Raw genomic sequence first — 25,450 nt, forward strand, 5'->3', positions numbered from 1 at the left:
CGAGATGAACCGTTACCTTCACGTGAGCCCGCGCCGACCCTCGACCTTGGGATGCGATCAACGTGTTCCGGGGTCGACCAACGGTACACCGGATCACACCGCTCGCATCACCCCAAGCTCCGGCACCATGTTCCGCACACTGACCCTTGGCCCGGCGGTGCTCTTCTGCGCCGTCATCGCCGCCCAGCCGGGCAGCATCGACCACAGCTTCAACGCGACCGACATAGGTTTCGGCCACGGCGATGGCGCGCGTCTTGCAGTCCATGCCACCGTTCTCCAGCCGGACGGGAAGATCCTAATCGCCGGCAAATTCACCACCTACAATGGCACGGCCCGGAACCGGATCGCCCGGCTGAACGTTGACGGCAGTTTGGACACCACGTTCGATCCCGGAACGGGATCAAGCGGCACGGTGTACTGTCTCGCCATGCAACCCGACGGGAAAGTCTTGATCGGGGGCTACTTCAGCAGCTACAACGGCACTTTGCGGAATAACATCGCCCGGATCAACAATGACGGCAGCTTGGATACCACCTTCGACCCGGGATCGGGACCGAACGAGGTGGTCCGGTCCATCACTGTACAGCCCGATGGAAAGATCCTGATTGGAGGGGTTTTCACGAGCTACGACGGCACACCGACCAACTACATCACCCGCGTGAACGCGGACGGCAGCCTGGATACATCCTTCAACATTGGCACGGGAGCGGACATTCTGATCACGTCCATTGTCCTGCAACCCGATGGAAAGATCTTGGTCGGAGGATGGTTCAACAGCTTCAACGGGTCGCCGATCGACTTCTTCGCCCGCCTGAACGCCGATGGCACGTTGGATGCCGGTTTCGATACCGGCACGGGACCGAGCTCCACGATCTCGTCCATCGCCGTGCAAGCCGATGGGAGGATCATCATCGTGGGCGACTTCGCCAACTACAACGGTGTGGGGCGCAATCGCATCGCCCGCGTGAACGCTGATGGTAGCTTGGATACCTCCTTCGACCCTGGGGCCGGAGCGAACAACGATGTCGAAACCGTCGCTCTCCAGGCGGATGGCAAGGTCCTGATCGGGGGCTGGTTCACCGACTACAACGGCGTGGGGCCCGACCGCCTCGCACGTTTGGAAGCGGATGGCGACATGGATGCCTCGTTCAACCCCGGCGCAGGTCCGAACGCCACAGTGTGGTCCATCGTAGTGCAACCCGATGGAAAGAGCTTGGTGGGGGATGATTTTTCCTATGATAATCTCACAGGGCACAATCACGTCTCCCGACGGAACATCGATGGTAGCATCGATCTCTCGTTCAACCCAGGCACAGGAACGAACGGGTCGGTCTATTCCTTTGCGGTACAGCCCGATGGGAAGATCCTGATCGCGGGCGATTTCACCAGTTTCAATGGCGTCGCACGCATCCGAGTCGCACGCCTGCACGCGGATGGATCGCTGGATGCCTCTTTCGACCCGGGTAGCGGGCCGAACGACTGGGTATCGGCGGTCATCGTGCAGCCCGATGGGCAGATCCTGATCGGGGGGGACTTCACCACCTACAACGGCACCCCGATCAGCCGCATCGCCCGCCTGAACACGGACGGCAGTTTGGACCTCTCCTTCAACCCCGGCACCGGAGCGGACGATCGAATACGCGCCATCACGCTACAGCCCGACGGAAAGATCCTGATCGGGGGGGGGTTCACCACCTACAACGGCACTCCGATCAACCACATCGGTCGCCTCAACGCGGATGGCAGCCTGGATGTCACCTTCACCCCCGGAGCCGGGGCGAGCAGTTGGGTCCGCTCCACTGCGCTTCAACCCGATGGCAAGATCCTGATCGGCGGCTATTTCGACAGCTACAACGGGACTCCACGCAGCCGGTTCGCCCGGCTGAACGCCGATGGCAGCCTCGACACCTCCTTCGATCCCGGGACCGCGGTGAATGGATTCGTGTACTCCGTTTTCTTTCAACCTGATGGTCGCATCCTGATCGGGGGGTTTTTCAGTACCTACGACGGCATGTGGCGCGAGAATCTGGCCCGCGTGAATTCCGACGGTAGCTTGGACCTCTCCTTCGACCCGGGCGCAGGAGCGGATGATGCTGTCTGGGGCTTCGACCTTCAACCGGATGGAGGGATCCTGGTCGGTGACGAGTTCATCAGTTACGACGGTACCGGGCGCAACCGCGTGGCACGGTTGAACGGGGATATCGGCACAAGTTCGGACGAACATCCAGGACCCAGCCCTGTCCTCCGCGTGTTCCCGAACCCGACCACCGGCCTTGTCCACATCGACCACTCGGTCGTCGGCCCTACCGAGCTGATCGTGATGGACTGCTATGGTCGGGTGGTATGGACCCGCGACCTGCGGTCCAGCGGGTCGCCCTGTGTGCTTGATCTTCAGGGGCTCGCCGCAGGGGTCTACCACCTCGAGGTGCGGTCCGCCGACCCCCCTGCGCGGTCCACCGTGCTGCTCCACCGGTAAGGTCCAGCCCGTGTGACGAAGCAGAGGGCACCCTCCAGCATCCAGGGCTCTTCTCGTAGTGGACCCCGCCTGGCCGGGAGCGCTCAACGGACCGACCAACTGCGCCCGGACGTCGACCAGCCGTCGTTCCGTGTCGTCGGAGCTTGACAGGAAGGTCCGGATCCCGGAACCTTTGTCGAACAATTCCGACCCGCCTCCGTAGGAGCGTGCGCGACCGTGCACCCATGAGCCATCGTCCGATCACCCTGTTGCTGGTGTTGCTGGTGGGGCGTGTGAACGCCCAGACCGGACCGGGCGGGGTGGGCACGGCGGCCAACAACGTGCTGTGGCTGAGCGCCGATGCCGGGGTGAACACGACCGGTGCCGCGGTGAACAGCTGGAACGACCGCTCGGGCAACAACAACCACGCGGCCTTCCAGGTCGGCCAGCCCACGCGACGGCCCGCGCTGGTGGCGGCCTCGCAGAACGGCTACCCCAGCATCGACTTCGACGGGGTGGACGACGAGCTGCTCGTGAACGATGCGGCCTCGCTCGACCTCAACGGTTGGGACTTCTTCCTGGTGAACGCCGTGGACGCCGCCAAGGACAACAACGCGTGGTTCACCAAGAGCAGCAGCACCACCTGCAACTACGGCTGGTGGAGCACCGCCACCAATGCGATGCGGATGCCGATCTACGACATCTTCACGCTGTTCAGCGCGCCCACCACGGTGGCCAACGTCACCGGCCCGGCCTTCACGATGGAGCAGTACACCAACAACGTGATCCTGGGGCTCTTCCCTTCGCGCACGGTGTACCGCAATGGCGTGAGCATCTACACCGACGTGAACCTGTTGCAGCTGCCACAGCAGAACAACCAACCCCTGCGGATCGGCAATGCGTCGGGCGCCGCAGGGTGGAACCTGGACGGCGACATCGCGGAGCTGGTCTTCTACAACAGCCGGGTGAACAGCGCACAGCGCATCATCATCAGCAACTACCTCGCGGCCAAGTACGGCCTGACCCTGGGCGCGAACGAGGTGTACCGCATGGACGATCCCGGCTCGAACGACTTCGACCACGAGGTGGCCGGCATCGGGCGGATCGATGGCAGCAACCAGCACACGAGCGCCCGCGGCAGCAGCGTTGTGCACATCCACTCTCCGAGCAATCTGGGCAACAACGAGTTCCTCATGTGGGGTCACAACAACGACATCCTGGGCACCTGGGGGTCGGTGGACCTGCCCGTGGGGATCCAGGGGCGCTGGTTCCGGGTGTGGCGCGTGAGCGAACTGAGCCCCACGGGCGCGGCCGTGGACGTGGGCAGCGTGACGATGGACTTCGACCTGAACGCCTTCAGCCCCATCGTGACCTCGGACATCCGGCTTTTAGTGGACACGGACAACGACGGGGTGTTCGCGGACGAGACGCCCATCGGACCTCCAACGGCCATCGGCGGCGGCCTGTACCGCTTCAGCGGCATCACCCAGCTGGTCGACCAGCGCCGCTTCACGCTCGGCACGATCAACACCAGCGCCACGCCCTTGCCGGTGGAGCTCATCGCGTTCGAGGCACAGGCGCGTGCCCCGCAAGGCATCGAGCTCCGATGGAGCACGGCCACCGAACGGAACAATGCCCATTTCGACCTGTTGCGCTCCCCGGACGCCGCCACCTGGCAGACCCTGACCCGTGTGGATGGCGCCGGGAACAGCCAGGAACGGCAGGACTACGCATGGTGGGACCACGATCCGCTGAGCGGGATCAACTACTACATGCTGCGCCAAGTGGACACCGATGGCACGGTGACGGACCTGCCGAAGCGGTCCGCGTGGTGGGCCGCATCGAACGGGTTGGTGATCTTCCCCAACCCCACCGATGGCCGCGTGGACGTGCTCATCGACCAAGCCGCGCCCGCGGCGCTGGAGGTGATGGACCCGCAAGGCCGTGTGGTGTGGATGAGCGCCGGACCGGTGTCCGGGCGCGTGGACCTGGACCTCACCGGTCTGCCGCCGGCCACCTACACGCTGCGTTGCACGCAGGGTGCGCAGGTGCGTGTGGCGCGCGTGGTCCTGCAGCGGTGAGGCGAGCCGTACTTTGGCGCGGGCCTTGTGCCCCACGGAGCGCATGCGCCGGACCCTTCTCCCTCTCGCGGCCGGGCTGCTCCTGTGCGTGCTGCCCTGGTGGGTCCCCGGACCTTCGGAGGACAGCACGCTCGACCGTCGCGCCGAACGCCTGCAGCGCCGCATCACTGCGGCCGATGCCGAATTGCAAGCGCAGGTGGAGCACCTGGCCGCGGAGATCGCCCACGTACCCATCGAACAGGTGGCCACCGCGCAGGGGGCCCGGCTGGTGGACCTGGCGGAACGCCACGGCATCGAGCTCTATGTGCTGCGGAACGATCGCCTGGTCTGGTGGACCGGACGGTCACCGGTGGAGCGGAGCGCCTTGGTGCATAACCTGGCCGGCCACCTGCGCCTGCCGGACGGCATCTACCTGCATCGCGCTATCGCACAAGCCGATGTGGAGGTGCACGGACTTCGGCAGGTGTGGTACGCACCGCCCATCGAGAACCGCTACCTCGAACGCGGCTTTCATCCCGGACTGGAGGCGCCGGCCGGCGTGTGGGCGGAGGCCGGGCCTGGCGTGGGTCCGGTGATCCGCGACGGACGCGAGGCCGTCATGTTCCGCGCGGTCACCGGCGGTGGCGATGCACAGGGCGCGGGCTGGCCCCTGGCCCGGTCCCTCGCCGTGGTCCTGGGCATGGTGCTCGTGGTGGTGGCGGGCTGGCGTCTGGCCGAACAGCTCCGACGTTCGGCTGGCGCATGGGCCGGCGCCCTGATCTTCCTGGCGCTGTTGGGGGCGCTGCGGTGGATGGGCATCGCCGTGGGCACGCTGCCCGACCAGGGAGGCTTCACCCTCTTCGACCCCGGCCTGTACGCCAGCTCGGCCTGGCTGCGCTCGTTGGGCGACCTGCTCGTGCAGTCCATCCTGTTGCTCCTGGCCGCGGTGCACGTGCACGCTGCGTTCGGACGAGAGCGCCTGCCGACGGGTCTGGTCGGACGCGTGAGCGCCGTGGCCCTGCCGCTGGGTCTGTTGCTGCTAGGCGATGAGCTCACGGCCGTCGTGTACGGGCTGGTGAGCGACAGCCGGATCGAACTGGACCTGCGCCACATTGAGTCCTTCGATCGGTACAGCCTGCTGGCCCTCGCTGCGGTGGCCCTGCTGTTCGCGGCCTGGTGCCTGGTGGCCGACCTGTGGTCCCGCCTCGTCCGGGAAGAGCCCTTCGCACGAAGCGCCGTAGCGCTGGCGCTCGCCTTCGGCCTGCTCACGACCGTCCGGTTGCTGCACCCGCCACAAAGCCTGTTGGAGGCCGCGTGGCCACTGCCCCTGCTGCTGCTCGCCCTGGCGGTGCGCGATCGCAGGCCCGGCTTCACCGAGGCCGTGCTGGCCCTCGCGGTCATCGCCGCGCTGACCGCACAGGTGATCGCCACGGCGGTGGAGGCCCGGGAGGAGCGCACCCGCCAGGCCGTGGCCGAGCGCCTGCTCACCCAAGAGGATCCCGTGGTGGAGCTGCTGTTCCGCGAAGTGGCCCCCAGCCTGCGCACTGACCCGGCACTGTACCGTCTGCTCACCGACACGGCGGCCTGCACGGCGGCCGACCTGGACCGCACCGTTCGGCAGGAGCGCTTCACCGGCTACTGGGAGCGCTACGATGTGCGGCTCTTCGCCTACGGCACGGACGGGCGGCTGCGCTGTGCCACCGACGCCGCCCTGCCCACCGCCGGTGCAGGTCCGCTCACCGAAGGGCTGCGGGTGCTTGCCGCGGCGGACATGCCCGACCTGCATCAGTCCCCCGATGAGTCCGGACGCACCTACCGGCATGCCCGCTTGGCCGTGATGCCCGCGGACACCCTGGAGCCCGCCCAACTGGTCCTGGAGCTCCATCCCCGCCTAGTGCCCGAAGGCCTCGGCTTCCCGGAGTTGCTGCTGGCCGGCCGCGACCCGTTGGACCAGCGCGTGGAGCGCTATGAGCGGGGCAGGTACGAGGGCGGCCAGTTGGTGGAGCAGGTGGGCGCGGGGCGCCTTCCGGTGCTGTGGGACAGCCTGCGCACCGTGCCGGACGCGCACGCCTACGGCGACCCGGCGCGCTCCCTGGTGGTGCTGCGCGTGCCGCCCACCAGCTGGTTGGACAGCGCCACGGGCTTCAGCTACCTATTCGCCTTCCTGAGCCTGATGCTGGCCGCGGCCATCGTGGTTCGCGCGTTGGTGCGCAACCACGGCCTGCCCGTGCTCACCATCTCCGGCAAGGTCCGCCTGGCCCTGGTGGGCTTCACGCTTCTGGGGTTGGTGTTCTTCGGGCTCGGGGCGCGTCGCCTGCTGGAGCGCTCCTACGAGGAACGCAGCACGGCGGCGCTGCTGGAGAAGACCCGCAGCGTACATGCCGACCTGCAGCGTCGGCTGGATGGCGTGGGCCCCTTGAAGGGCAGCACCGACGCCTACCTGGACCATCTGCTCGGGCGTTTGAGCAACGTGTTCTTCACCGACATCCATGTGTACCGGCGCGATGGAAGGCTTCTGTCCTCATCGCGCCCGCAGCTCTTCAACGCCGGCCTGCTGGGCCGCCGCATGGACCCCGCGGCCTACCTGGAACTGGTGCTGGGCGGCGCCAACGCTTACGTGCACGACGAGTCCCTGGGCAAGGCCCTGCACCGCACCGCGTACATGCCGCTGCGCGACGACGAGGGCGTGCTGCTCGGTTACCTGGGCCTGCCCTCCTTCGCCGATCAGGCGCAGCAGGACCGCGAACGCGCCTCGGTGCTCGTGGCCGTGGTGAACCTGTTCGTGCTGCTCTTCGCCCTGAGCGTGGGCGTGGCCGTGTTCATCAGCAACTGGACCACACGCCCGCTGGACCGCCTGAAGGAGAGCCTGGCCCGCGTGGCCCTCACCGGCGCCAACGTGCCCCTGCGGTACCGGGGCGAGGATGAGGTGGGCCGCCTGGTGGAGGTGTACAACCGCAAGGTGGAGGAGCTGCGCGCCAGTGCCGAGAAACTGGCGCGCAGCGAACGCGAGAGCGCCTGGAGGGAGATGGCGCGACAGGTGGCGCACGAGATCAAGAACCCGCTCACGCCCATGAAGCTCAGCATCCAGCAGTTCCAGCGCAGCTGGGACCCCGCGGCACCCGATGCCCGGGTGAAGCTCGAGAAGCTGAGCACCGGCCTGGTGCAGCAGATCGATGCGCTGAGCGGGGTGGCCAGCGCCTTCAGCCAGTTCGCGCAGATGCCCGCCGCACGTCCCGAACGCCTCGACCTGCGCGAGGTGGTGCGCGCGGCGGTGGAGGTGTTCCACGCCACCCCCGGCACGTCGATCGTGGTGCACGATGCGCCCGAGCTCATCGTGGAGGCCGACCGCGAGCACATGCTTCGCGTGCTGAACAACCTGCTGAAGAACGCCGTGCAGGCCATCCCCGAAGGACGCGAGGGCCGCATCGAGGTGAGCGCGCGGAAGGTGGACGACCGCGCGGTGCTGGAGGTCCGCGACAACGGGGCCGGGATCCCCGCCGAGGTGCGCGAGCGCATCTTCACCCCCAGCTTCACCACCAAGAGCAGCGGCATGGGCCTGGGCCTGGCCCTGGTGAAGCGCATGGTGGAGCAGGCGGGCGGCCGGGTGTGGTTCGAGAGCGCGGAGGGGGAAGGTGCGCGGTTCGTCGTGGAGCTGCCGGTGCACCGCTAGGCCGGTACATTTGGCCTCGTCATCCCGGCCCGACCCGGGATCGCGCCTGATGAGCATGAGCTACAGCAACCTCCTGGTGGCCGATGCCGACGGCATCCGCACCATCACCATCCACCGCCCCGACCAGCTCAACGCGCTGAACCGCGCCACCATCGACGAGCTGGACCGCGCGCTGAACGAGGCCGAGGCCGACCGGAGTGTGCGCGTGCTCATCCTCACCGGCAGCGGGCCCAAGGCCTTCGTGGCCGGCGCGGACATCAAGGAATTCGCCCACTTCAGTATCGAGGAGGGACGCGCGCTGAGCGCCGATGGCCAGCGCAAGCTCTTCGACCATGTGGAGCGCCTGAACAAGCCCGTGATCGCTGCGGTGAACGGCTTCGCCCTTGGCGGTGGATTGGAACTGGCGATGGGCTGCCACCTTCGCGTGGCGAGCGACAACGCCAAGCTCGGTCTGCCCGAAACGAGCCTCGGCGTGATCCCCGGCTACGGCGGCACGCAGCGCCTCGCCCGCCTGGTGGGCAAGGGCAAGGCCATGGAAATGATCTTCACAGCTGGCATGATCAAAGCCGATGAGGCGCTGCTATGGGGACTGGTGAACCACGTTGTAGCACAAGACCAGCTGCTGGCGAAATGCAACGAGCTGGCCACCGCGATCATGAAGAACAGCCCCAGCGCCCTGGCCTCCGCCATCCGCGCAGTGAACGCTGGCTATGAGCCGGGAGCGAACGGCATGCAACGCGAGATCGAGGAGTTCGGCAAGTGCTTCGGCACGGCGGACTTCAAAGAGGGCACAACCGCGTTCATGGAAAAGCGGAAGGCGAATTTTACGGGGGCGTGATCCACAGATGACGCAGATGGCACCGATGAATGCAGGCATTCATCCCACTGTTGGCATCCGTGTCCATCCGTGGTTGAACTGACCCCATGAGCGTCCTCCGCAAACTCGCCGGGCAAACGGCCATCTACGGGCTCAGCAGCATCGTCGCGCGCTTCCTCAACTTCCTGCTCACGCCGCTGTACACCAGCAAGGGCGTCTTCGCCCCGGAGGAATTCGGCATCATCACCTCGCTCTACGCCTGGGCCGCCTTCGTGAACGTGGTGCTCACCTTCGGGATGGAGACGACCTTCTTCCGCTTCGCGCACCGCAAGGAGCTGGACCCGAAGCGCGCCTACGCCACCGCCTTCTTCTCCGTGGCGGGCCTCGCGCTCTTCTTCACGCTGGTGTGCGCGCTCTTCCCCGATGCCATCGCCAGCGGCATCCGCTACCCGGAGCAAGGCCAGCTGGTGCTGATGCTCGCCCTCGCGCTGGGCCTCGACGCCATGACCGCACTGCCCATGGCGCGTCTGCGCAACGAGGGCCGTCCGTGGCGCTTCGTGTCCGTGAACCTGCTGAACGTGGTCGTCACCATCGCGCTCAGCCTGTACTTCTTCGCCTACGCCAAGCCGCACGATCCGAGCATCGGAGTTGGGCATGTGTTCCTCATCAACCTGATCGCCAGCGCGGTGAAGTTCCTGGTGCTGGTGCCGCAGTGGCCACGGTTAGGTGCATTCGACAAGACCTTGTTGCGCCCCATGCTCGTCTTCGCGGCACCACTCGCCATCGCGGGCCTCGCCGGCATGGTGAACGAGACCGCCGACCGTGCCGTGCTGAAGTACCTGCTGCCCGCCGACATCGCCGATGAGCAGATCGGCATCTACGGCGCGTGCTACAAGCTGGCCGTGCTCATCACGCTCTTCATCCAGGCCTTCCGTATGGGCGCCGAGCCCTTCTTCTTCAGCCACGCCAAGGAGAAGAACAGCGCGGCCACCTTCGCCCGCATCATGAACGTGTTCGTGGCGGTGTGCATGAGCGCCTTCCTGCTGGTGATGCTCTTCCTCGACCTCTTCAAGTGGTTCATCCCGAACGAGGCCTACCACGCGGGCCTGCGCGTGGTGCCCATCCTGATGCTCGCCAACGTGTTCCTCGGCATCTACTACAATCAGAGCGTGTGGTACAAGCTCACCGACCGCACGCGCGCGGGCAGTACCATCAGCATCGTGGGCGCCGCGATCACACTTGTGTGCCTCTTCGCGCTGATCCCAAGCATGGGCTACATGGGCGCGGCCTGGGCCACCCTGATCTGCTACGCGAGCATGGCAGCGATCAGCTACGCGTGGGGGCAGAAGCACTATCCGGTGCCGTACAACGTGACGCGCGTGCTGGGGTACATGGCGGGGGCGGCGGTGCTGTGGTATATTTCACTGCTCATGAGCATACACCGAGGCGATATCATCCTCGTGAGGGTTCTGTTCTTGACCGGATTCCTTGCGCTCGTCTGGCGGCTAGAGCGTACTTCGATCCAATCCTAGCGCTTGCGACGCTTGGTCTTGGGTGGCTTCCACCCGATCGGCTTTAGTACTGGGTCAACAAATGTGATTGTCTTCTCCTTCACCAAAATGCCGATCTGCTGACACTCCTGATATCCGGCCTGCTCAACACGGATGGCGTAGGATGCTGGTTCAACCGGTTCGAAATGATACCTCCCGTCACTTGCGGACGCGGTCTCCTTCACGATTCTGCCAAGGCTGTCCAAAAGAGTCACGCTAGCCCCGACGATGGGCTCCTTCGTCACCTCTTTCACCGTTCCACGCAGAGCGGATAGCTGGCCAAGCGATGGGGCCGCCAGTAACGATGCCAGTACGAAACAAATCGCGTTTCCGGTCTTGGGGATTCGCTTTATGGTCATTGCTAATCGTTCCCAATAGCCTCAAGCACCTCCTTCACGATCTTCGGATGCAATGACTTCCCTGCATGGAAGGGCAGAACCACGCGGACATTCCCCTTCATGTAGATCCGATGCCCACCGCTGCTGCGAACCCACTCGAACCCTGCTCTAAAGAGGAGTTTCTCCGCCTCCTTCGCTGTGAGAACTACTTGCTTAGCCAACGCTTACCGGCATTGACGTGGTGAAGACGCGTCGCTTGGCAATGCGCTTGATCTCGGCCGGACGCAGCGTACTCCAATACAAGTCGATTGCCTCCTTGATGTTCTTCATCACCTCATCGAGGCTATCGCCTTGGGTGTGGCACCCCTTCAGCTCTGGCACGTAGGCGAAGTAGCCGTCCTTGTCGTGCTCGATGATGACTTGTAGTGTGTGGTTCATGGTCGATGAGCAAATGTAGCCCGACGCCCCACCTTTGCCGCACCATGTCCAACATGATCGCAGCGGTTACCGAGGTCCGCATCACCAACAAAGGCAAGCACCCCCTGCCGCAGTACGCCACGCCGCACAGCGCCGGCCTGGACCTGCGCGCCAACCTGGAGACCCCGATCGTGCTGGCCCCCGGCCAACGCGCGCTGATCCCCACCGGCCTGTACCTGGAACTGCCCGAGGGCACCGAGGCCCAGGTGCGCCCCCGCAGCGGCCTGGCCTTCAAGCACGGCATCACAGTGCTCAACAGCCCCGGCACCATCGATGCCGATTACCGCGGCGAGGTGGGCGTGCTGCTGGTCAACCACGGGCACGAGCCCTTCACGGTGAACGACGGCGAGCGGGTGGCCCAATTGGTGGTGGCGGCGTACGTCAGGGTCGCATTCGCGGAAGTTGATGACCTTCGCGGCTCGGATCGCGGGACGGGCGGCTTCGGCCATACCGGGGTCCGCTGAGCAGAGAAGCCGAATGAAGATCATCGTCCCCATGGCGGGCATGGGCAAGCGGATGCGTCCGCACACCCACACCACCGCCAAGCCCCTGCTGCCCATCGCGGGCAAGCCCATTGTGCAACGTCTCGTGGAGGACCTGGCCGCCGTGGCCGGGGAGCCCGTGGAGGAGGTGGCCTACATCGTGCACCCCAGCTTCGGCGCCAAGGTGGAGCAGGGCCTGGTGGCCATCGCCGAAGCGATCGGGGCCAAGGGCAGCATCCACTACCAGGAAGTGGCGCACGGCACCGCCCATGCCATCCTCTGCGCCGAGAGCGCCTTGAGCGGCCGCATCATCGTGGCCTTCGCCGACACCCTCTTCCGCGCGCAGCTGGAATTGGACAAGGACTGCGACGGCGTGATCTGGGTGAACAAGGTGGACGACCCGCGCCCCTTCGGCGTGGTGAAGCGCGACGACCAGGGCATCATCACCGAATTCGTGGAGAAGCCCCAGGTGTTCGTGAGCGATCTCGCGATCATCGGCATCTACTACTTCGCCGATGGCGGGCGCCTCCGCACCGAGATGCAATACCTCATCGACAACGACATCAAGGAGAAGGGCGAGTACCAGCTCACCAACGCCATGGAGAACATGAAGCGCAAGGGCGCTCGTTTCAAGGCCGGCGCGGTGGACGTGTGGATGGACTGCGGGAACAAGAACGCCATGGTGGACACCAACACCAAGGTGCTGGGCTTCATGAAGGACGACCCCGCCCTGGTGAGCAAGAGCATGAAGGCGGTGAACAGCGTGGTGATCCCGCCCTGCTTCATCGGCGACGGCGTGGAGCTGGCGAACAGCATCGTGGGCCCGAACGTGAGCGTCGAGGAGGGGGCCCGCATCAGCGGCAGCGTGGTGCGCGACTCGATCCTGCGGGGCGGGGTGCGTGTACAGGACGCGGTGATCGCCAACAGCATGATCGGCGAACGCGCGAGCGTGACCGGCCGTGCCATGGACCTGAGCCTGGGCGACGACGCCACCGCTGGGTGAACGGGCGCCGGATGTGCGACCTTTGTACCCCTCGGCGGGATCGATGTCCCCGGCTATCTTGAGCCGACCAAGCCGCATCCGCCCCTCCCCGAACCGACCCTGCATGCGCCATCCCCTCCCGCTCCTGAGCCTGCTGCTGGTGCTGGTCACGGCTTGCGGGGGCACGCGGCAGGCCACCGTCGCCCCGCCGGCCGGCGGCCACGCGGAGCCCGGCGACCACACGCAGGCCAGCGACCAGCGCGCCCGGGTGATGCGCCTGTTCATGGACGCCTCGCAGGCCCGGTTGAACGGCCAGCCCGGCAAGGCCACCGCCCTCTTCGAGCAGTGCATCAAGCTGGACCCCGCCAACCACGCCGCCATGTTCGAGATGGCCAAGCTGCTGCACATGCAGCAGCGGCCCACCGAAGCGCTCGCCTGGGCGAAGAAGGCGCAGTCCGGCGACCCGGACAACATCTGGTATCGGTTCCTGCTGGCCGACCTCTACGGGCAGTACGGTCAGTTGGACCGATCGGCCGAGACCTTCCAAGGCATCGTGGACCGCTGGCCCGAGCGGCATGAGGTCCGCTTCCAACTGGCGCACACCCTGGCCATGGCGGGCCGCACGGATGAGGCGCGCAAGGTGTTCAAGGACATCCGCACGCATCTGGGCAATGGCGAGGAGGTGGTGACGCAGGAGTACGGCATGCTGGCCAACGCCGGCAGGCTGCAGGAGGCGCGGGAGGTGCTGGAGACCGCCTTGAAGGACGACCCGGACAACGTGGCCTATCTGGGCATGCTGGCCGAGCTGTGCGACGAGATGGGCGAGGGCGAGAAGGCCCTGGAGCTGTACCGCCGCGTGCTGGAGGCCGACCCGGACGACAGCATGACGCGGCTGGCCCTGGCCGAGCACTACTACGCCAAGGGCGATATGGACCCCGCCTTCGAGCAGCTGGGGCTGGCCTTCGGCGACCCCGACCTGGACGTGGACCCCAAGATGCAGGTGTTGCTCGGATTCTTCGAGATGAGCACCGGTGGCACCGACGACAACAAGGACCTGGTGCGGCGGGCCTACACGCTGATCGACGTGCTGGAGCGCACGCACCCCGAAAGCGGCAAGCCCAGCACCATCCGCGGCGATTTCCTGATGCGGGACGGGCGCATCCCGGAGGCGCGCGATGCGTTCCGCAAGGCCCTGGTGCATGAGAAGGACAAGTTCCCCATCTGGATGCAGGTGCTGCAGATGGACCTGCAGGCCGGCGACCACGCGGCGCTGCGCGATGACGCCCAGACCGCCGCCGAGCTCTTTCCCACCAGCCCCGAACCGTGGCTCTACCTGGGCATCGCCCAGTCCCAGTTGAAGGCCTACGACCCGGCCATCGAGGCACTGGTGACGGGCCGCGACCTGGTGGTGGACAACGACCCCTTGCTGGCCTCGTTCTGGACCAGCCTGGGCGACACCTACCACAGCGCGGGTCGGCACGACCGCAGCGACGAGGCTTTCGACCAGGCCCTGCGCCTGGACCCGCGCAACGCCACCACGCTGAACAACTACGCCTACTACCTGAGCCTGCGCGGCGAGAAGTTGGAGCGAGCCCGGGAGATGAGCGAGCAGAGCAACAAGCTGGCCCCGGGCCAGACCTCCTTCGAGGACACCTTCGCCTGGGTGCTGCACCGCATGGGCCGCCATGCCGAGGCGCGCACCTGGATCGAGAAGGCCCTGGCCAGCGGCGGCGCCACCAGCGGCGAGGTGGTGGAGCACTACGGCGACATCCTCTATGCCTTGGGCGACCGCGCCGGTGCGGTGGAGCAGTGGCGCAAGGCGCTGGCGCTGGGCGGTGCCAGTGAGGCCATCGGCAGCAAGGTGAGCTCCGGTCGGCCCGCCGAATGAACCTGCGGCCCATGACCCGGCCCGCCGCCCGTCCCCTCCGCTGCATCCTCGGCCTTCTCCTGCTCCTTGGCCCGGGCTGTCGTCCGGTGAAGCAGGTGTTCCAGGCGGACCGTGAGCTGCCCCTGCGGTCGGCGGAGAAGGTGGTGGAGAACGCGCTCGCCGCCCTGCCGGCCGATGTGCATTACTTCAGCGCCAAGGCCGATGTGGACCTGGTGATGCCCGATGCGTCCCGCTCCTTCCGCAGTGCCGTGCGCCTGGTGACCGACAGCGCGCTGTGGGTGAGCATCACTCCGGCGCTGGGCATCGAGGTGGCCCGTGCGCTGGTGACGGTGGACAGCGTGAAGGTGCTCGACCGCCTGAAGGACACCTATTTCGTGGGCGGTCGCGACAATGCCTGGGCGCGGTTCGGCATCGATCCGGACCTGGACCTGTTGCAGCAGGCGCTGCTGGGGCGGCCCATCGGGCTGGACCCTCGGGAGAAGTACCGCGTCGACCGCGAGGATGGACACTATGTGCTCACAAGCCGGGAGAAGCGCCGCTTCGTGCGGGCCGCGGAGGACATCCTGCCCGGGGACACGCTGGCCGACGACCGCGACATGAAGGAGCGGCGCCTGGAGCGCACCCTGCGCAAAGCGGGCGAGCGCGAGGCCGTCGTGTTCCGCTACTGGGTGGAGCCCGATAGCTTCCGGGTGGTGCGTGTGCTGGTGAGCGACCTGGCACGCGATCAACACGCCGATGTGCGTTATGCGGAGGTCGGCACGGGCGAAGCGCCACCCTTCCCCCACCGCATCTCCCTTTCTTTGTCCGACCCGGTCCGCCATGCCTCAGGCACCCTGCAGCTCACCCGCATCGACACCATCGGTCCGCTCCAGCTCCCCTTCCGGGTGCCGGAGAAGTTCGTCCCGATGGAGTAGGCGCCTGCTCGCCGGCCTGCTGCTGCTGCTGCTGCTGGTGCCCGGTGCGGCGCAGGACCGCAAGAAGCTGGAGAAGAAGCGCGATGCGCTGGACAAGCAGATCCGCACCACCAACACCCTGTTGGAGCAGGCGCGCAAGGAACAGCAGAGCGCCGAACGGCAGCTGCAGCTCCTGGACCAGCAACTTCGGACGCGCCAGGAGCTGATCGCCACGCTGGGCGGCGAGGTGCGCGAGGCCGACCAACGCATCGCCGAGGACGAGGCGGTGGTGAAGGCCCTGGAGGAGGACCTGGGCGTGCTGCGCGGCGAATACGGCCGCATGCTGCACTATGCCTACCGCAACCGCAGCGCCTACGACCGCCTCAGCTACCTCTTCGCCGCCGAGAGCTTCCAGCAGGCCTGGAAGCGCAGCCGCTACCTGGACCAGCTGGCCGAGCACCGCCGCCGGCAGGTGGAGCAGATCACCGCCACCCAGGCCGACCTGGAGGCCCGCATCGCCCGCCTGCGCGACCTGCGCAGTGAGAAGACGTCCCTGCTCGGCGAGCAACAGCAGGAACGTGCGCGGCTGGACCGCGACAAGGACGGTCGCGAGACCACCCTCGCGCAGCTGCGCAAGGAGGAGAGCCGGTTGAAGAGCACGCTTCGCAAGCAGGAAGGCCAGCGACGCGACCTGGACGCCGCCATCCGCAAGGCCATCGAGGCCGAACTGAAGCCCAAGGCCGGCGGCACCACCAGCAAGGGCGGCAAGCTCGACCTCACACTGACCCCCGAAGCGCGGGAGCTGAACGCCGACTTCGAGAAGAACAAGGGGCGGCTGCCGTGGCCCGTGGCCAAGGGCGTCATCACCAGCCGCTTCGGCAAGCAGCCGCACCCGGTGCTCAAGGGCATCGTCATCGAGAACAACGGCATCGACATCACCACCGAGAAGGGCGCCTCGGTCCGGGCCTTGTTCCGCGGGGAGGTGAGCAGTGTGATCGTGATCCCCGGGGCGGGCAAGGCCGTCATCGTCACCCACGGGGCCTACCGCACGGTGTACAGCAACCTGCGCGACGTGGCGGTGGCCAAGGGCCAGAAGGTGGACACCAAGCAGGCGGTGGGCACGGTGCTCAGCGAAGAGGGTACGGCCGTGGCGCACGTGGAGATCTGGAAGGTGACGGCCGAGGGCCTGGTGAAGGTGGACCCCTCGCCCTGGCTCGCACAGCCCTGAGGGGAAGCCCCGATCGGGCTACTTTTGTGGCGGCCAGCGCCCCACACCACCGGACGCCCGCCCAACGACCATGAAACTCGGCATGTGGGAGATCATCCTCATCGTTCTGGCGCTGCTGTTGTTGTTCGGCGGCAAGAAGATCCCCGAACTGATGCGCGGGCTGGGCAAGGGCATGAAGGAGTTCAAGGACGCGCAGAAAGGAGACGCGCCCTCGGACGAGAAGCGCTGAGCCTGCCGATCCGCTGATGCGCCCCACCCGCACCCTGCGTGAGGCCCGGGAGGCCATGGCCTCGGGGACCACGGTGCGCGCCCTCACCGAGGCGGCGCTCGCCGAGGCCCGGCGGCAGGCCCACCTCAACGCCTTTCTGGAGCTCTTCGAGGAGAGCGCGCTGGCGCAGGCCGACCGGGTGGATGCCGCGGTGCGCCAAGGCACGGCCGGACCGCTCGCCGGGCTGATGCTCAGCATCAAGGACAACATCTGCTACAAGGACCACCGAGTGGGGGCCTCCAGCCGCATCCTGGAGGGCTTCACGAGCCTCTACAGCGCCACGGTGGTGGAACGGCTGTTGGCGGCCGGCGCGGTGATCATCGGCCGCACCAACTGCGACGAGTTCGCCATGGGCAGCAGCAACGAGAACAGCGCCTACGGGCCGGTGGCCAACCCGCTGGACCCCACGCGGGTGCCGGGCGGCTCCAGCGGTGGCGCCGCGGCCAGCGTGGCCGCCGGCATCGTGCATGCGGCCTTGGGCAGCGACACGGGCGGCAGCATCCGGCAGCCCGCCTCCTTCACCGGCACGGTGGGGCTGAAGCCCACCTACGGCCGGGTGAGCCGCTACGGCCTCATCGCCTTCGCCAGCAGCTTCGACCAGATCGGGCCCTTCGCCCGCACGGTGGAGGATGCCACGGCGGTGTACAACGCCATGGCCGGGCAGGACCCGCTGGACAGCACCACCAGCGCCCGGCCCTCCCCGCCCGTCACGCTGCGCGATCCCGGCACCCTGCGCATCGCCTACTACCGCGAATGCGTGGAGCGCCCCGGGGTGGCCCCGGCGGTGCGCGAGGCGATGACCGCCCTGGTGGAGCGCCTGCAGGCCGAAGGCCACCGGGTGGAACCCGCCGAACTGCCCCTGCTGGACCACCAGGTGCCCACGTACTACATCATCGCCACGGCCGAGGCCAGCAGCAACCTGGCCCGCTTCGACGGCATCCACTACGGGCACCGCAGCAAGGCCGCCAAAGGGGTGGAGGAGACCTACCGCCTGAGCCGCAGCGAGGGCTTCGGCCCGGAGGTGCAGCGTCGGATCCTGCTGGGCACCTTCGTGCTGAGCGCCGGTTACTACGACGCGTACTACGCCCAGGCCCAACGCGTACGCCGGCTGATCCGCGATGCCACCCTGCGCACCCTGGCCGACCACGACCTGATCCTACTGCCCACCTGCCCCATCACCGCGTTCGAGCAGGGGGCGTTGACCGCCGACCCCATCGCCATGTATCTGCAGGACATCTTCACGGTACAGGCCAACCTGGCGGGCAACCCGGCCATCAGCGTGCCGCTGGGCACCGATGGCCAGGGCCTGCCGTTCGGGGCGCAGCTCATGGCCGCCCCTTTTAGGGAGGAGGTGCTCCTGCGGGCCGCAGCCCACCTGCTGCCCGCCTGACCGGCACGGGGTTATCCACACCCTGTTGGATCGGGGGCGATCCGCTACATTTGCCCTTCGTTTTCCGAACGGGCACCGCCGTGCAAGCGCTCAAGGACCACTCCATCGAATTCGTCGGGCTGAAGGACGGCCTGCACGACTTCCGGTTCGTGCTGGACGATGCCTTCTTCGCCGCCGCGGCCGACGAGGAGCTGCATGGCGGGGCCTGCACGGTGGACGTCAAGCTGGACAAGAACCCCAACCTGCTGGTGGCCGATCTGCACATCGCGGGCACCGTGCGCATGGACTGCGACCACTGCAACGCCCCGCTGGACCAGCCTGTGGACGGCAAGCTCCGGCAGGTGTACCACCTCAACGGCCGGCAGCGCTTCGACGGGGACGACGACGTGATCGGCCTGGACCCGGCGGACCATGCGATCCAGCTGAGCCACCCCATGTACGAGTGCCTGCGGCTGGCACTGCCGGCCCGGCGCGTGCACGCCCCGGGCGGGTGCGACCCGGCCGTGGACTCCATCCTGAACGAACAGCACGCAGGCCCGGCGGGGAACGACCCGCGCTGGTCCGCGCTCAACGCCTTGAAAGACAACCGCTGACCTGAACTCCTGAGCCATGCCCAATCCGAAGCGACGCCATTCCAAGACCCGCACCATGAAGCGGCGCACCCACCAGCGCGCCGGCACCCCCACGGTGAGCAAGGACCCCAACACGGGTGAGATGCACCTGCGCCACCGCGCCTACAAGGTGGGCGAGGACCTGTACTACCGCGGCAAGGTGGTGGTGAGCGGCACGGCCGCCGAGTGAACCCACCGGTGAGCTTTCTTCGCGCCTTCCGGCCACGATGAGGATCGGACTGGACATCATGGGCAGCGACCATGGGCCCGAAGTGCCCATGAAGGGAGCCGTCATGGCCGCCCGCGAGCTGCCGGCCGACGTGCAGCTGGTGCTGATCGGCGACCCGGAGGCCATCGCCGCCGGGCTGGCCCGTGAGGGCGTGGACCCCGCGCGCTTCGAGGTGGTGGCCAGCCACAACGACATCACCATGCAGGACAGCGCCACCAAGGCGCTGCAGTCGAAGCCGGAGAGCAGCATCAGCCTGGGCTTCGGGCTGATGAAGGCCGGCCGGCTGGACGCCTTCGCCAGCACGGGCAACACCGGCGCCATGCTGGTGGGCGCCGTGCTGAGCGTGAAACCGATCCCGGGCATCATCCGCCCGTGCATCCCCAGTGTGGTGCCCAAAGAGAACGGACAGTACGGGATCATGCTCGACGTGGGGGCCAATGCCGACTGCAAGCCGGACGTCCTCACCCAGTTCGGGCTGCTGGGCCACCTGCTGGCCAAGCACGTGTACCACATCGACGAACCCAAGGTGGCCCTGCTCAACATCGGCGAGGAGGACAAGAAGGGCAACGCCACCGCCCTGGCCGCCTACGGCCTGATGAAGGAGCAGACGCAGTACACCTTCATCGGCAACGTGGAAGGGCGCGACCTCTTCAACGACAAGGCCGACGTGATGGTCACCGACGGCTTCACGGGCAACATCGTGCTGAAGGCGGTGGAAGCCTTCCACGACCTGCTGAAGCTGCGCGGGGTGCACGAGCCCTTCTTCGACCGGTTCGACTACGAGAACTACGGCGGCCTGCCCGTGCTGGGCGTGAACGGCAACGTCATCATCGGCCACGGCATCAGCAACGAGGTCACCATCAAGAACATGGTCCTGTTCACCCGCGACGTGGTGGAGAGCCGCTTGAACGACCGCATCCGCGAAGCGCTGGTATGAGCCGCCGCATCACCGCCGCCGTCACCGCCGTGCATGGCTGGGTGCCCGACCGGGTGCTGAGCAACCACGACCTGGAGCACATGGTGGACACCAACGATGCGTGGATCACCGAACGGACGGGCATCAAGGAGCGGCGCATCATGGACCGAGGGGTGGGCACCTCGGAGGTCGGGGTGCGGAGCGTGCAGGCCATCTGTGAGAAGCGGGGGATCGACCCCAAGGAGATCGACCTGCTGATCTGCGCCACGGTGACGCCGGACCACCAGTTCCCGGCCACGGCGAACATCATCTGCGACCGGATCGGCGCGAAGAACGCCTGGGGCTTCGACCTGATGGCGGCCTGCAGCGGCTTCCTCTACGGCCTTACGGTCGCAGCCCAGTTCATCGAATCGGGTAAATACCGCAAGGTGGTGGTGGTGGGCGCCGACAAGATGAGCAGCATCATCGACTACCAGGACCGGGCCACCTGCATCATCTTCGGGGATGGCGGGGGTGCGGTGCTGCTGGAACCCAATGAGGAGGGCCTCGGGATCCTGGACAGCGCATTGCACGCCGATGGCTCGGGCTGCCAGTTCCTGCACCAGAAGGCGGGCGGCTCGGTGAAGCCCGCCACCATCCGCACGGTGGAGGCGCGCGAGCACAACGTGTTCCAGGAGGGCAAGTCCGTGTTCAAGTTCGCCGTCACCAACATGGCCGACGTGAGCGCCCAGGTGATGGAGCGCAACGGGCTCACCGCGGCGGACATCACCTGGCTGGTGCCGCACCAGGCCAACCTGCGCATCATCGACGCCACGGCGCGCCGCATGGGCTTGGACGACAGCAAGGTGATGATCAACATCGGGCGGTACGGCAACACCACGGCGGGCACGCTGCCCCTGTGCCTGTGGGAATGGGAGCCCCGATTGAAGAAGGGTGACAACCTGATCCTCAGCGCCTTCGGTGGCGGATTCACCTGGGGGGCGGTGTACCTGAAATGGGCCTACGGGGGGTGAACCCCGGGACGTGATACATTGGCGGTCCTTTGGCGGCCGACCGACCGCCGGAACGGCTGAACGAACAATGAGCGAACCGATGAACCTAGCGCAGATCCAGGAGCTGATCAAGTTCGTCGCCAAGAGCGGCGTAAGCGAGGTGGAGATCGAGCAGAAGGACTTCAAGATCACGATCAAGACCCCGGCGGGCAGGAAGGAGGTGCAGGTGATCGCCGCACCGGCCCCGGTCTATGCGCCACCCGCTCCGGTGGCGGCCGCTCCGGTGGCAGCCCCGGCCCCACCCCCAGCAGCGCCGGCCCCCGCCAAGGAGGAAAGCCGCTACGTGACGGTGAAGGCGCCCATGATCGGCACCTTCTACCGCGCTGCGGGCCCTGGCAAACCGGTGTTCGTCAACGTGGGCGACAGCATCGAGAAGGGCAAGCCCATCTGCATCATCGAGGCCATGAAGCTCTTCAACGAGATCGAGAGCGACGTTTCCGGCAAGATCGTGAAGGTGCTGGTGGACGATGCCAAGCCCGTGGAGTACGATCAGCCACTGTTCCTTGTCGATCCGTCTTAGCCTATTCACCACAGAGGCACAGAGAGCACGGAGGAATGCCAGAAAGGCACGCAGGCACCCCCTCAGCTCAGTCGGCCGTGGTGATGTTCGACTTCTCCGTGTCCTCCGTGCCTCTGTGTTGAACCAGACCGGAAGCATCCCATGTTCAAGAAGATCCTCATCGCCAACCGCGGCGAGATCGCCCTCCGCGTGATCCGCACTTGCCGCGAGATGGGCATCAAGACGGTGGCGGTCTATTCCACCGCCGACAAGGAAAGCCTGCATGTGCGCTTCGCCGACGAGGCCGTCTGCATCGGCCCGGCCGTGAGCAAGGAGAGCTACCTGAACATGCCGCGCATCATCGCGGCCGCCGAGATCACCAACGCCGATGCCATCCACCCCGGCTACGGCTTCCTGAGCGAGAACGCCAAGTTCAGCAAGCTCTGCCAGAAGCACGGCATCAAGTTCATCGGTGCCACGCCCGAGCAGATCGAGGCCATGGGCGACAAGGCCACCGCGAAGGCCACCATGATCAAGGCCGGCGTACCGGTGGTGCCGGGCACCGAGGGACTTGTCACCGACATCGCCGTGGCCAAGAAAGAGGCCAAGCGCATCGGCTACCCGGTGATCCTGAAGGCCACGGCCGGCGGCGGCGGCAAGGGCATGCGCCTGGTGTGGAAGGAGGAGGAGTTCCAGGACGCCTTCGAGAAGGCGAGCCAGGAGGCGGGTGCCGCCTTCGGCAACCCGGGCATGTACATGGAGAAGTACATCCTGGAGCCGCGCCACATCGAGATCCAGATCGCCGGCGACCAGTACGGCACCTTCTGCCACATGAGCGAGCGCGACTGCAGCATCCAGCGCCGCCACCAGAAGCTCGTGGAGGAGACGCCCAGCCCCTTCATGACCAAGGCGCTGCGCAAGAAGATGGGCGAGGCCGCCATCAAGGCCGCCGCGAGCGTGAACTACGAGGGCGTGGGCACCGTGGAGTTCCTGGTGGACAAGGACCGGAACTTCTACTTCATGGAGATGAACACCCGGATCCAGGTGGAGCACACCATCACCGAGGAGGTGATCGACTACGACCTGATCCGCGAGCAGATCAAGATCGCCGCCGGCATCCCCATCAGCGGCCTCAACTACGAGCCCACGCGCTGCAGCATCCAGTGCCGCATCAACGCGGAGGACCCCTTCAACAACTTCCGGCCCACGCCCGGCAAGATCACCAGCTACCACAGCCCGGGCGGCCACGGGGTGCGGGTGGACACGCACGTTTACGCCGGCTACACCATCCCGCCGAACTACGACAGCATGATCGGCAAGCTGATCGTGAGCGCGCAGACGCGGGAGGAGGCCATCACCAAGATGGAGCGGGCCCTGAGCGAGTACGTGATCGAGGGGGTGCACACCACCATCCCCTTCCACCTGCAGCTGATGCAGAACGAGAAGTTCCGCGCCGGGGAGTTCACCACCAAGTTCCTGGAGGACTTCGAGATCAAGCGGCCGGGCTGAGGGGTGAGAGGACCGGCCGTTCCGGCACCGGCAACGGGCATCCGCAGCGTGGGCGGGCGGCCTACCTTCACAGCATGCGGTGGCCTCTGCCGATCGTCCTGCTCCTGCTGTCCATGGCGCTGCGCGCCCAAGAGGCGGCCACCGACCGGGTGGAGCCCGCCACCATCACCATCGGACCGGGCCTGGGCTTGGACTTCGGCGGGTTGGGCGCACAGCTCAGCGGGCGTCCTCTGCCGATGCTGAACCTGCTGCTGGGCGTGGGCTACAACCTGAACGGGGCGGGCATCAACGCCGGCGCGGCCTGGCGCATGCTGCCGAAGAAGCGGTTCTGCCCGTATCTGGTGGGGTTGTACGGCTACAACGGGGTGATCAACATCCGGAACGATGAGGAGTACACGAAGACGTACTACGGTCCGTCGGCGGGTTTGGGGCTCGAGATCCATCCGCGGCGGCGCAGCGGACACCTGCAGCTGGCGGTGTTCCTGCCGTTCCGCTCGGCGGAGTTCAACGACGATCTGGAGCGCGTGAAGGCCGACCCGGTGGTGGACCTGCGCGCCGAGCCCCTACCGGTCGCCTTTTCCCTGGGCTACCACTTCGGCCTCTGAGCCGGGCCGGGACAGGCGCCGGGCGGTGAGGCCATGGGCCGTGGCCTGCACCAGCAGCGCGCGCGTTGCGCCCAGTTCGTGGAGCACCTGGACCGCCTCAGCTTCGTCGGCCACGGGGCGGGTATTGCGGCGGGCGTACCACTGCAGCTGCGGCTCCGAGGGGATGCCTTGCAGCAGCACCACCTCGTCCGGCCGCGCGAGGTGGGCGATCACGCGGCCCTGCTCCCAGGCCATGGCGTAAGGAGTACCGGTGGACCGGCCATCGCCGGGGCGGTTGAGCCGGGTGTAGGCCAGCACGCCCAGCAGCACGGTGGCGGCCAGGGGCCACAGGAGCCGTGCCGGTCGCTCGCGGGCGAAGGCCACCAGCGCCCATGCCGCGGCGGTGCACAGCGCGAAGCCCGGCTTCAGCAGGGCGAACTCGTGGATGGCGTAGCGCGTGAACACCAGCAGGTACAGCGCCGCGGGCAGGAGGGTCGATACAAGTACGGTCCGCAGGGGCCGCCAGCGCGGCCGGGCGAGCAGGACGGTGCCCGCCAGCAGCAACAGCAGCGGCCCCCAGGCGGTGAGGAGGTTGCGGCCCATGTGGGCCAGGCCGTCGCCCACACCGGCCGACGCCTCCCCCGGCATCACGCCCCGCTCGGCGTAGCGATGGAGGTAGTAGGCCCACAGGTCATCGGCACCCACCACCGAGGCGTAGAGGCCCAGGCACAGCCCGGTGACCACGGCGGCCACGGCGACCAGGGCCAGGGCGGCCCGCCCCCACGCGGCCTCCCCCTCTTTCCTCCAGCGCAGCAGGAACAGACCGGCCAAAACGGGCACCACGAAGGCGGCCACCCACTCGGTGGCGGCCAGGGTGGCTGTGGCGGCCAGCAGCGGCAGGGCCCACCGCCAGGACGGCCGTGGAGCGCGCCACAGGCCGGCGAAGGCGTGCAGGCACCAGGCCCAGGGCAGCTGCGCGGCCATGTCGCTCATATACACGTTGCCGTGGTACCACAGTGGCGCCGGCATCAGCAGGTAGAGGGTGGCGGCCACCACGCCGAGCGTCCAGCGCCGCGGGTCGGGGGCCTGCATGCGCGCGAGGAAGGCCGCGAGCAGCCAGGCGGTGAGGGCGTGCAGGAGGAGGTTGACGAGCTGTAGGGCCAGGGCGGTGGGCGCGGTGCCCGACAGCGCGAACACGGCGGCCGGGGCCCAGTAGGCCAGGGGCAGGTGCGAGAGGTAGTAGTAGATGCCGTCGGCCTCGGTGAGGTCGTAGTGCAGGCCGGTGACCCCGCGGTCGCCAGGGTGGGGCCAAGTGACCGCCGGGCAGCCATGGTGGCGCAGGAACCCGTCCTGCCGCCACACTTCCTGCACGATGAGGACCAGGGCGGTGCAGAACTCGTGGTTCTTGCTCAATGGCCGGTCCAGCTGCGGCAGGCGGACCAGCACGCTGAGGGCGAAGGCGGCGAGCAGCGCGAACGCGGCGGTACGAGGCACCCGCCGAAACTAGGTGTTGGCCTGCACCCTCTCCCCATCAGCATCGCCAATGGAACGA

Annotated in this window: 23 protein-coding genes; 19 read left to right on the forward strand and 4 right to left on the reverse strand. The window is 67.0% G+C overall.

The window, feature by feature from the left end; genetic code table 11:
* The first annotated feature begins 127 nt into the window (after positions 1-127).
* From IPJ87_14020 to IPJ87_14040, 5 genes are all read left to right on the forward strand, one after another.
* Positions 128-2,476 (forward strand): hypothetical protein, encoded by a 2,349-nt coding sequence (locus IPJ87_14020; GenBank protein MBK7942968.1) that lies wholly within the window; start codon positions 128-130, stop codon positions 2,474-2,476.
* A 224-nt stretch (positions 2,477-2,700) separates the two neighbouring features.
* Positions 2,701-4,536 (forward strand): T9SS type A sorting domain-containing protein, encoded by a 1,836-nt coding sequence (locus IPJ87_14025; protein ID MBK7942969.1) that lies wholly within the window; start codon positions 2,701-2,703, stop codon positions 4,534-4,536.
* Positions 4,537-4,579: 43 nt separating this feature from the next.
* Positions 4,580-8,185 (forward strand): GHKL domain-containing protein, encoded by a 3,606-nt coding sequence (locus IPJ87_14030; GenBank protein ID MBK7942970.1) that lies wholly within the window; start codon positions 4,580-4,582, stop codon positions 8,183-8,185.
* Positions 8,186-8,240: 55 nt separating this feature from the next.
* A complete protein-coding gene (locus IPJ87_14035) occupies positions 8,241-9,023 on the forward strand; it encodes an enoyl-CoA hydratase/isomerase family protein (GenBank protein ID MBK7942971.1) in 783 nt (260 codons plus the stop codon).
* An 86-nt stretch (positions 9,024-9,109) separates the two neighbouring features.
* Entirely contained in the window at positions 9,110-10,534 is a 1,425-nt protein-coding gene (locus IPJ87_14040; GenBank protein ID MBK7942972.1) for an oligosaccharide flippase family protein, read from the forward strand.
* On the opposite strand, the gene IPJ87_14045 is transcribed toward IPJ87_14040, so the two are convergent.
* Genes IPJ87_14045 through IPJ87_14055 form a run of 3 tightly spaced genes read right to left on the reverse strand, consistent with a single transcriptional unit; the run spans position 10,531 to position 11,328 of the window.
* Positions 10,531-10,911, reverse strand: coding sequence for a carboxypeptidase regulatory-like domain-containing protein (locus tag IPJ87_14045; protein MBK7942973.1), 381 nt, complete (start codon positions 10,909-10,911; stop codon positions 10,531-10,533). The genes IPJ87_14040 and IPJ87_14045 overlap by 4 nt on opposite strands.
* Positions 10,912-10,913: 2 nt before the next feature.
* The gene (locus IPJ87_14050) at positions 10,914-11,111 is read right to left on the reverse strand and encodes a type II toxin-antitoxin system HicA family toxin (GenBank protein MBK7942974.1); all 198 of its coding nucleotides are present in this window, start codon (positions 11,109-11,111) and stop codon (positions 10,914-10,916) included.
* Positions 11,104-11,328 carry a type II toxin-antitoxin system HicB family antitoxin gene (locus IPJ87_14055; protein ID MBK7942975.1) on the reverse strand — a complete coding sequence of 75 codons (225 nt, stop codon included), beginning with the start codon at positions 11,326-11,328 and terminating at the stop codon, positions 11,104-11,106. The genes IPJ87_14050 and IPJ87_14055 overlap by 8 nt, the downstream gene beginning before the upstream one ends.
* A 53-nt stretch (positions 11,329-11,381) precedes the next feature.
* Between IPJ87_14055 and dut the strand changes: the two genes are divergently transcribed.
* From dut to IPJ87_14125, 14 genes are all read left to right on the forward strand, one after another.
* The gene (gene dut, locus IPJ87_14060; protein MBK7942976.1) at positions 11,382-11,831 is read left to right on the forward strand and encodes a dUTP diphosphatase; all 450 of its coding nucleotides are present in this window, start codon (positions 11,382-11,384) and stop codon (positions 11,829-11,831) included.
* A 13-nt stretch (positions 11,832-11,844) separates the two neighbouring features.
* Entirely contained in the window at positions 11,845-12,852 is a 1,008-nt protein-coding gene (locus IPJ87_14065) for a nucleotidyltransferase (GenBank protein ID MBK7942977.1), read from the forward strand.
* A 103-nt stretch (positions 12,853-12,955) separates the two neighbouring features.
* A complete protein-coding gene (locus IPJ87_14070; GenBank protein MBK7942978.1) occupies positions 12,956-14,719 on the forward strand; it encodes a tetratricopeptide repeat protein in 1,764 nt (587 codons plus the stop codon).
* Between the two features lie 11 nt (positions 14,720-14,730).
* A complete protein-coding gene (locus IPJ87_14075; protein MBK7942979.1) occupies positions 14,731-15,633 on the forward strand; it encodes a DUF4292 domain-containing protein in 903 nt (300 codons plus the stop codon).
* 37 nt (positions 15,634-15,670) lie between these two features.
* Complete coding sequence (locus tag IPJ87_14080) at positions 15,671-16,840, forward strand: peptidoglycan DD-metalloendopeptidase family protein (GenBank protein ID MBK7942980.1); 1,170 nt, start codon at positions 15,671-15,673, stop codon at positions 16,838-16,840.
* 70 nt (positions 16,841-16,910) lie between these two features.
* Positions 16,911-17,069, forward strand: coding sequence for a twin-arginine translocase TatA/TatE family subunit (gene tatA / locus IPJ87_14085; GenBank protein MBK7942981.1), 159 nt, complete (start codon positions 16,911-16,913; stop codon positions 17,067-17,069).
* 16 nt (positions 17,070-17,085) lie between these two features.
* Positions 17,086-18,498, forward strand: a complete 1,413-nt coding sequence (gene gatA, locus IPJ87_14090) for an Asp-tRNA(Asn)/Glu-tRNA(Gln) amidotransferase subunit GatA (protein MBK7942982.1) — start codon at positions 17,086-17,088, stop codon at positions 18,496-18,498.
* A 50-nt stretch (positions 18,499-18,548) separates the two neighbouring features.
* Positions 18,549-19,091 carry a DUF177 domain-containing protein gene (locus tag IPJ87_14095; GenBank protein MBK7942983.1) on the forward strand — a complete coding sequence of 181 codons (543 nt, stop codon included), beginning with the start codon at positions 18,549-18,551 and terminating at the stop codon, positions 19,089-19,091.
* A 16-nt stretch (positions 19,092-19,107) separates the two neighbouring features.
* Positions 19,108-19,299 (forward strand): 50S ribosomal protein L32, encoded by a 192-nt coding sequence (gene rpmF, locus IPJ87_14100; GenBank protein MBK7942984.1) that lies wholly within the window; start codon positions 19,108-19,110, stop codon positions 19,297-19,299.
* A 37-nt stretch (positions 19,300-19,336) separates the two neighbouring features.
* Positions 19,337-20,275: a phosphate acyltransferase PlsX gene (gene plsX, locus IPJ87_14105; protein ID MBK7942985.1), complete on the forward strand. Its 939-nt coding sequence runs from the start codon at positions 19,337-19,339 to the stop codon at positions 20,273-20,275.
* Positions 20,272-21,267, forward strand: coding sequence for a ketoacyl-ACP synthase III (locus IPJ87_14110; GenBank protein ID MBK7942986.1), 996 nt, complete (start codon positions 20,272-20,274; stop codon positions 21,265-21,267). Before plsX ends, IPJ87_14110 begins: the two co-directional genes overlap by 4 nt.
* 79 nt (positions 21,268-21,346) lie before the next feature.
* The gene (accB, locus tag IPJ87_14115) at positions 21,347-21,826 is read left to right on the forward strand and encodes an acetyl-CoA carboxylase biotin carboxyl carrier protein (protein ID MBK7942987.1); all 480 of its coding nucleotides are present in this window, start codon (positions 21,347-21,349) and stop codon (positions 21,824-21,826) included.
* Positions 21,827-21,967: 141 nt separating this feature from the next.
* The gene (accC, locus tag IPJ87_14120; GenBank protein MBK7942988.1) at positions 21,968-23,314 is read left to right on the forward strand and encodes an acetyl-CoA carboxylase biotin carboxylase subunit; all 1,347 of its coding nucleotides are present in this window, start codon (positions 21,968-21,970) and stop codon (positions 23,312-23,314) included.
* A gap of 74 nt (positions 23,315-23,388) precedes the next feature.
* Complete coding sequence (locus tag IPJ87_14125; GenBank protein ID MBK7942989.1) at positions 23,389-23,919, forward strand: hypothetical protein; 531 nt, start codon at positions 23,389-23,391, stop codon at positions 23,917-23,919.
* Here IPJ87_14125 and IPJ87_14130 read toward each other — a convergent pair.
* Entirely contained in the window at positions 23,878-25,392 is a 1,515-nt protein-coding gene (locus IPJ87_14130; protein MBK7942990.1) for a hypothetical protein, read from the reverse strand. The genes IPJ87_14125 and IPJ87_14130 overlap by 42 nt on opposite strands.
* Between the last annotated feature and the right edge of the window lie 58 nt (positions 25,393-25,450).

It is taken from the genome of Flavobacteriales bacterium (genome assembly GCA_016713875.1).
Classification (GTDB): domain Bacteria; phylum Bacteroidota; class Bacteroidia; order Flavobacteriales_F; family PHOS-HE28; genus PHOS-HE28.

Excerpts from the sequence above, each read along its gene's own strand:
- IPJ87_14020 (MBK7942968.1), top strand. The coding sequence starts at position 128 with ATGTTCCGCACACTGACCCTTGGCCCGGCGGTGCTCTTCTGCGCCGTC.
- IPJ87_14025 (MBK7942969.1), top strand. The coding sequence starts at position 2,701 with ATGAGCCATCGTCCGATCACCCTGTTGCTGGTGTTGCTGGTGGGGCGT.
- IPJ87_14030 (MBK7942970.1), top strand. The coding sequence starts at position 4,580 with ATGCGCCGGACCCTTCTCCCTCTCGCGGCCGGGCTGCTCCTGTGCGTG.
- IPJ87_14035 (MBK7942971.1), top strand. The coding sequence starts at position 8,241 with ATGAGCTACAGCAACCTCCTGGTGGCCGATGCCGACGGCATCCGCACC.
- IPJ87_14040 (MBK7942972.1), top strand. The coding sequence starts at position 9,110 with ATGAGCGTCCTCCGCAAACTCGCCGGGCAAACGGCCATCTACGGGCTC.
- IPJ87_14045 (MBK7942973.1), bottom strand. The coding sequence starts at position 10,911 with ATGACCATAAAGCGAATCCCCAAGACCGGAAACGCGATTTGTTTCGTA.
- IPJ87_14055 (MBK7942975.1), bottom strand. The coding sequence starts at position 11,328 with ATGAACCACACACTACAAGTCATCATCGAGCACGACAAGGACGGCTAC.
- dut (MBK7942976.1), top strand. The coding sequence starts at position 11,382 with ATGATCGCAGCGGTTACCGAGGTCCGCATCACCAACAAAGGCAAGCAC.
- IPJ87_14065 (MBK7942977.1), top strand. The coding sequence starts at position 11,845 with ATGAAGATCATCGTCCCCATGGCGGGCATGGGCAAGCGGATGCGTCCG.
- IPJ87_14070 (MBK7942978.1), top strand. The coding sequence starts at position 12,956 with ATGCGCCATCCCCTCCCGCTCCTGAGCCTGCTGCTGGTGCTGGTCACG.
- IPJ87_14075 (MBK7942979.1), top strand. The coding sequence starts at position 14,731 with ATGACCCGGCCCGCCGCCCGTCCCCTCCGCTGCATCCTCGGCCTTCTC.
- tatA (MBK7942981.1), top strand. The coding sequence starts at position 16,911 with ATGAAACTCGGCATGTGGGAGATCATCCTCATCGTTCTGGCGCTGCTG.
- gatA (MBK7942982.1), top strand. The coding sequence starts at position 17,086 with ATGCGCCCCACCCGCACCCTGCGTGAGGCCCGGGAGGCCATGGCCTCG.
- rpmF (MBK7942984.1), top strand. The coding sequence starts at position 19,108 with ATGCCCAATCCGAAGCGACGCCATTCCAAGACCCGCACCATGAAGCGG.
- plsX (MBK7942985.1), top strand. The coding sequence starts at position 19,337 with ATGAGGATCGGACTGGACATCATGGGCAGCGACCATGGGCCCGAAGTG.
- IPJ87_14110 (MBK7942986.1), top strand. The coding sequence starts at position 20,272 with ATGAGCCGCCGCATCACCGCCGCCGTCACCGCCGTGCATGGCTGGGTG.
- accB (MBK7942987.1), top strand. The coding sequence starts at position 21,347 with ATGAACCTAGCGCAGATCCAGGAGCTGATCAAGTTCGTCGCCAAGAGC.
- accC (MBK7942988.1), top strand. The coding sequence starts at position 21,968 with ATGTTCAAGAAGATCCTCATCGCCAACCGCGGCGAGATCGCCCTCCGC.
- IPJ87_14125 (MBK7942989.1), top strand. The coding sequence starts at position 23,389 with ATGCGGTGGCCTCTGCCGATCGTCCTGCTCCTGCTGTCCATGGCGCTG.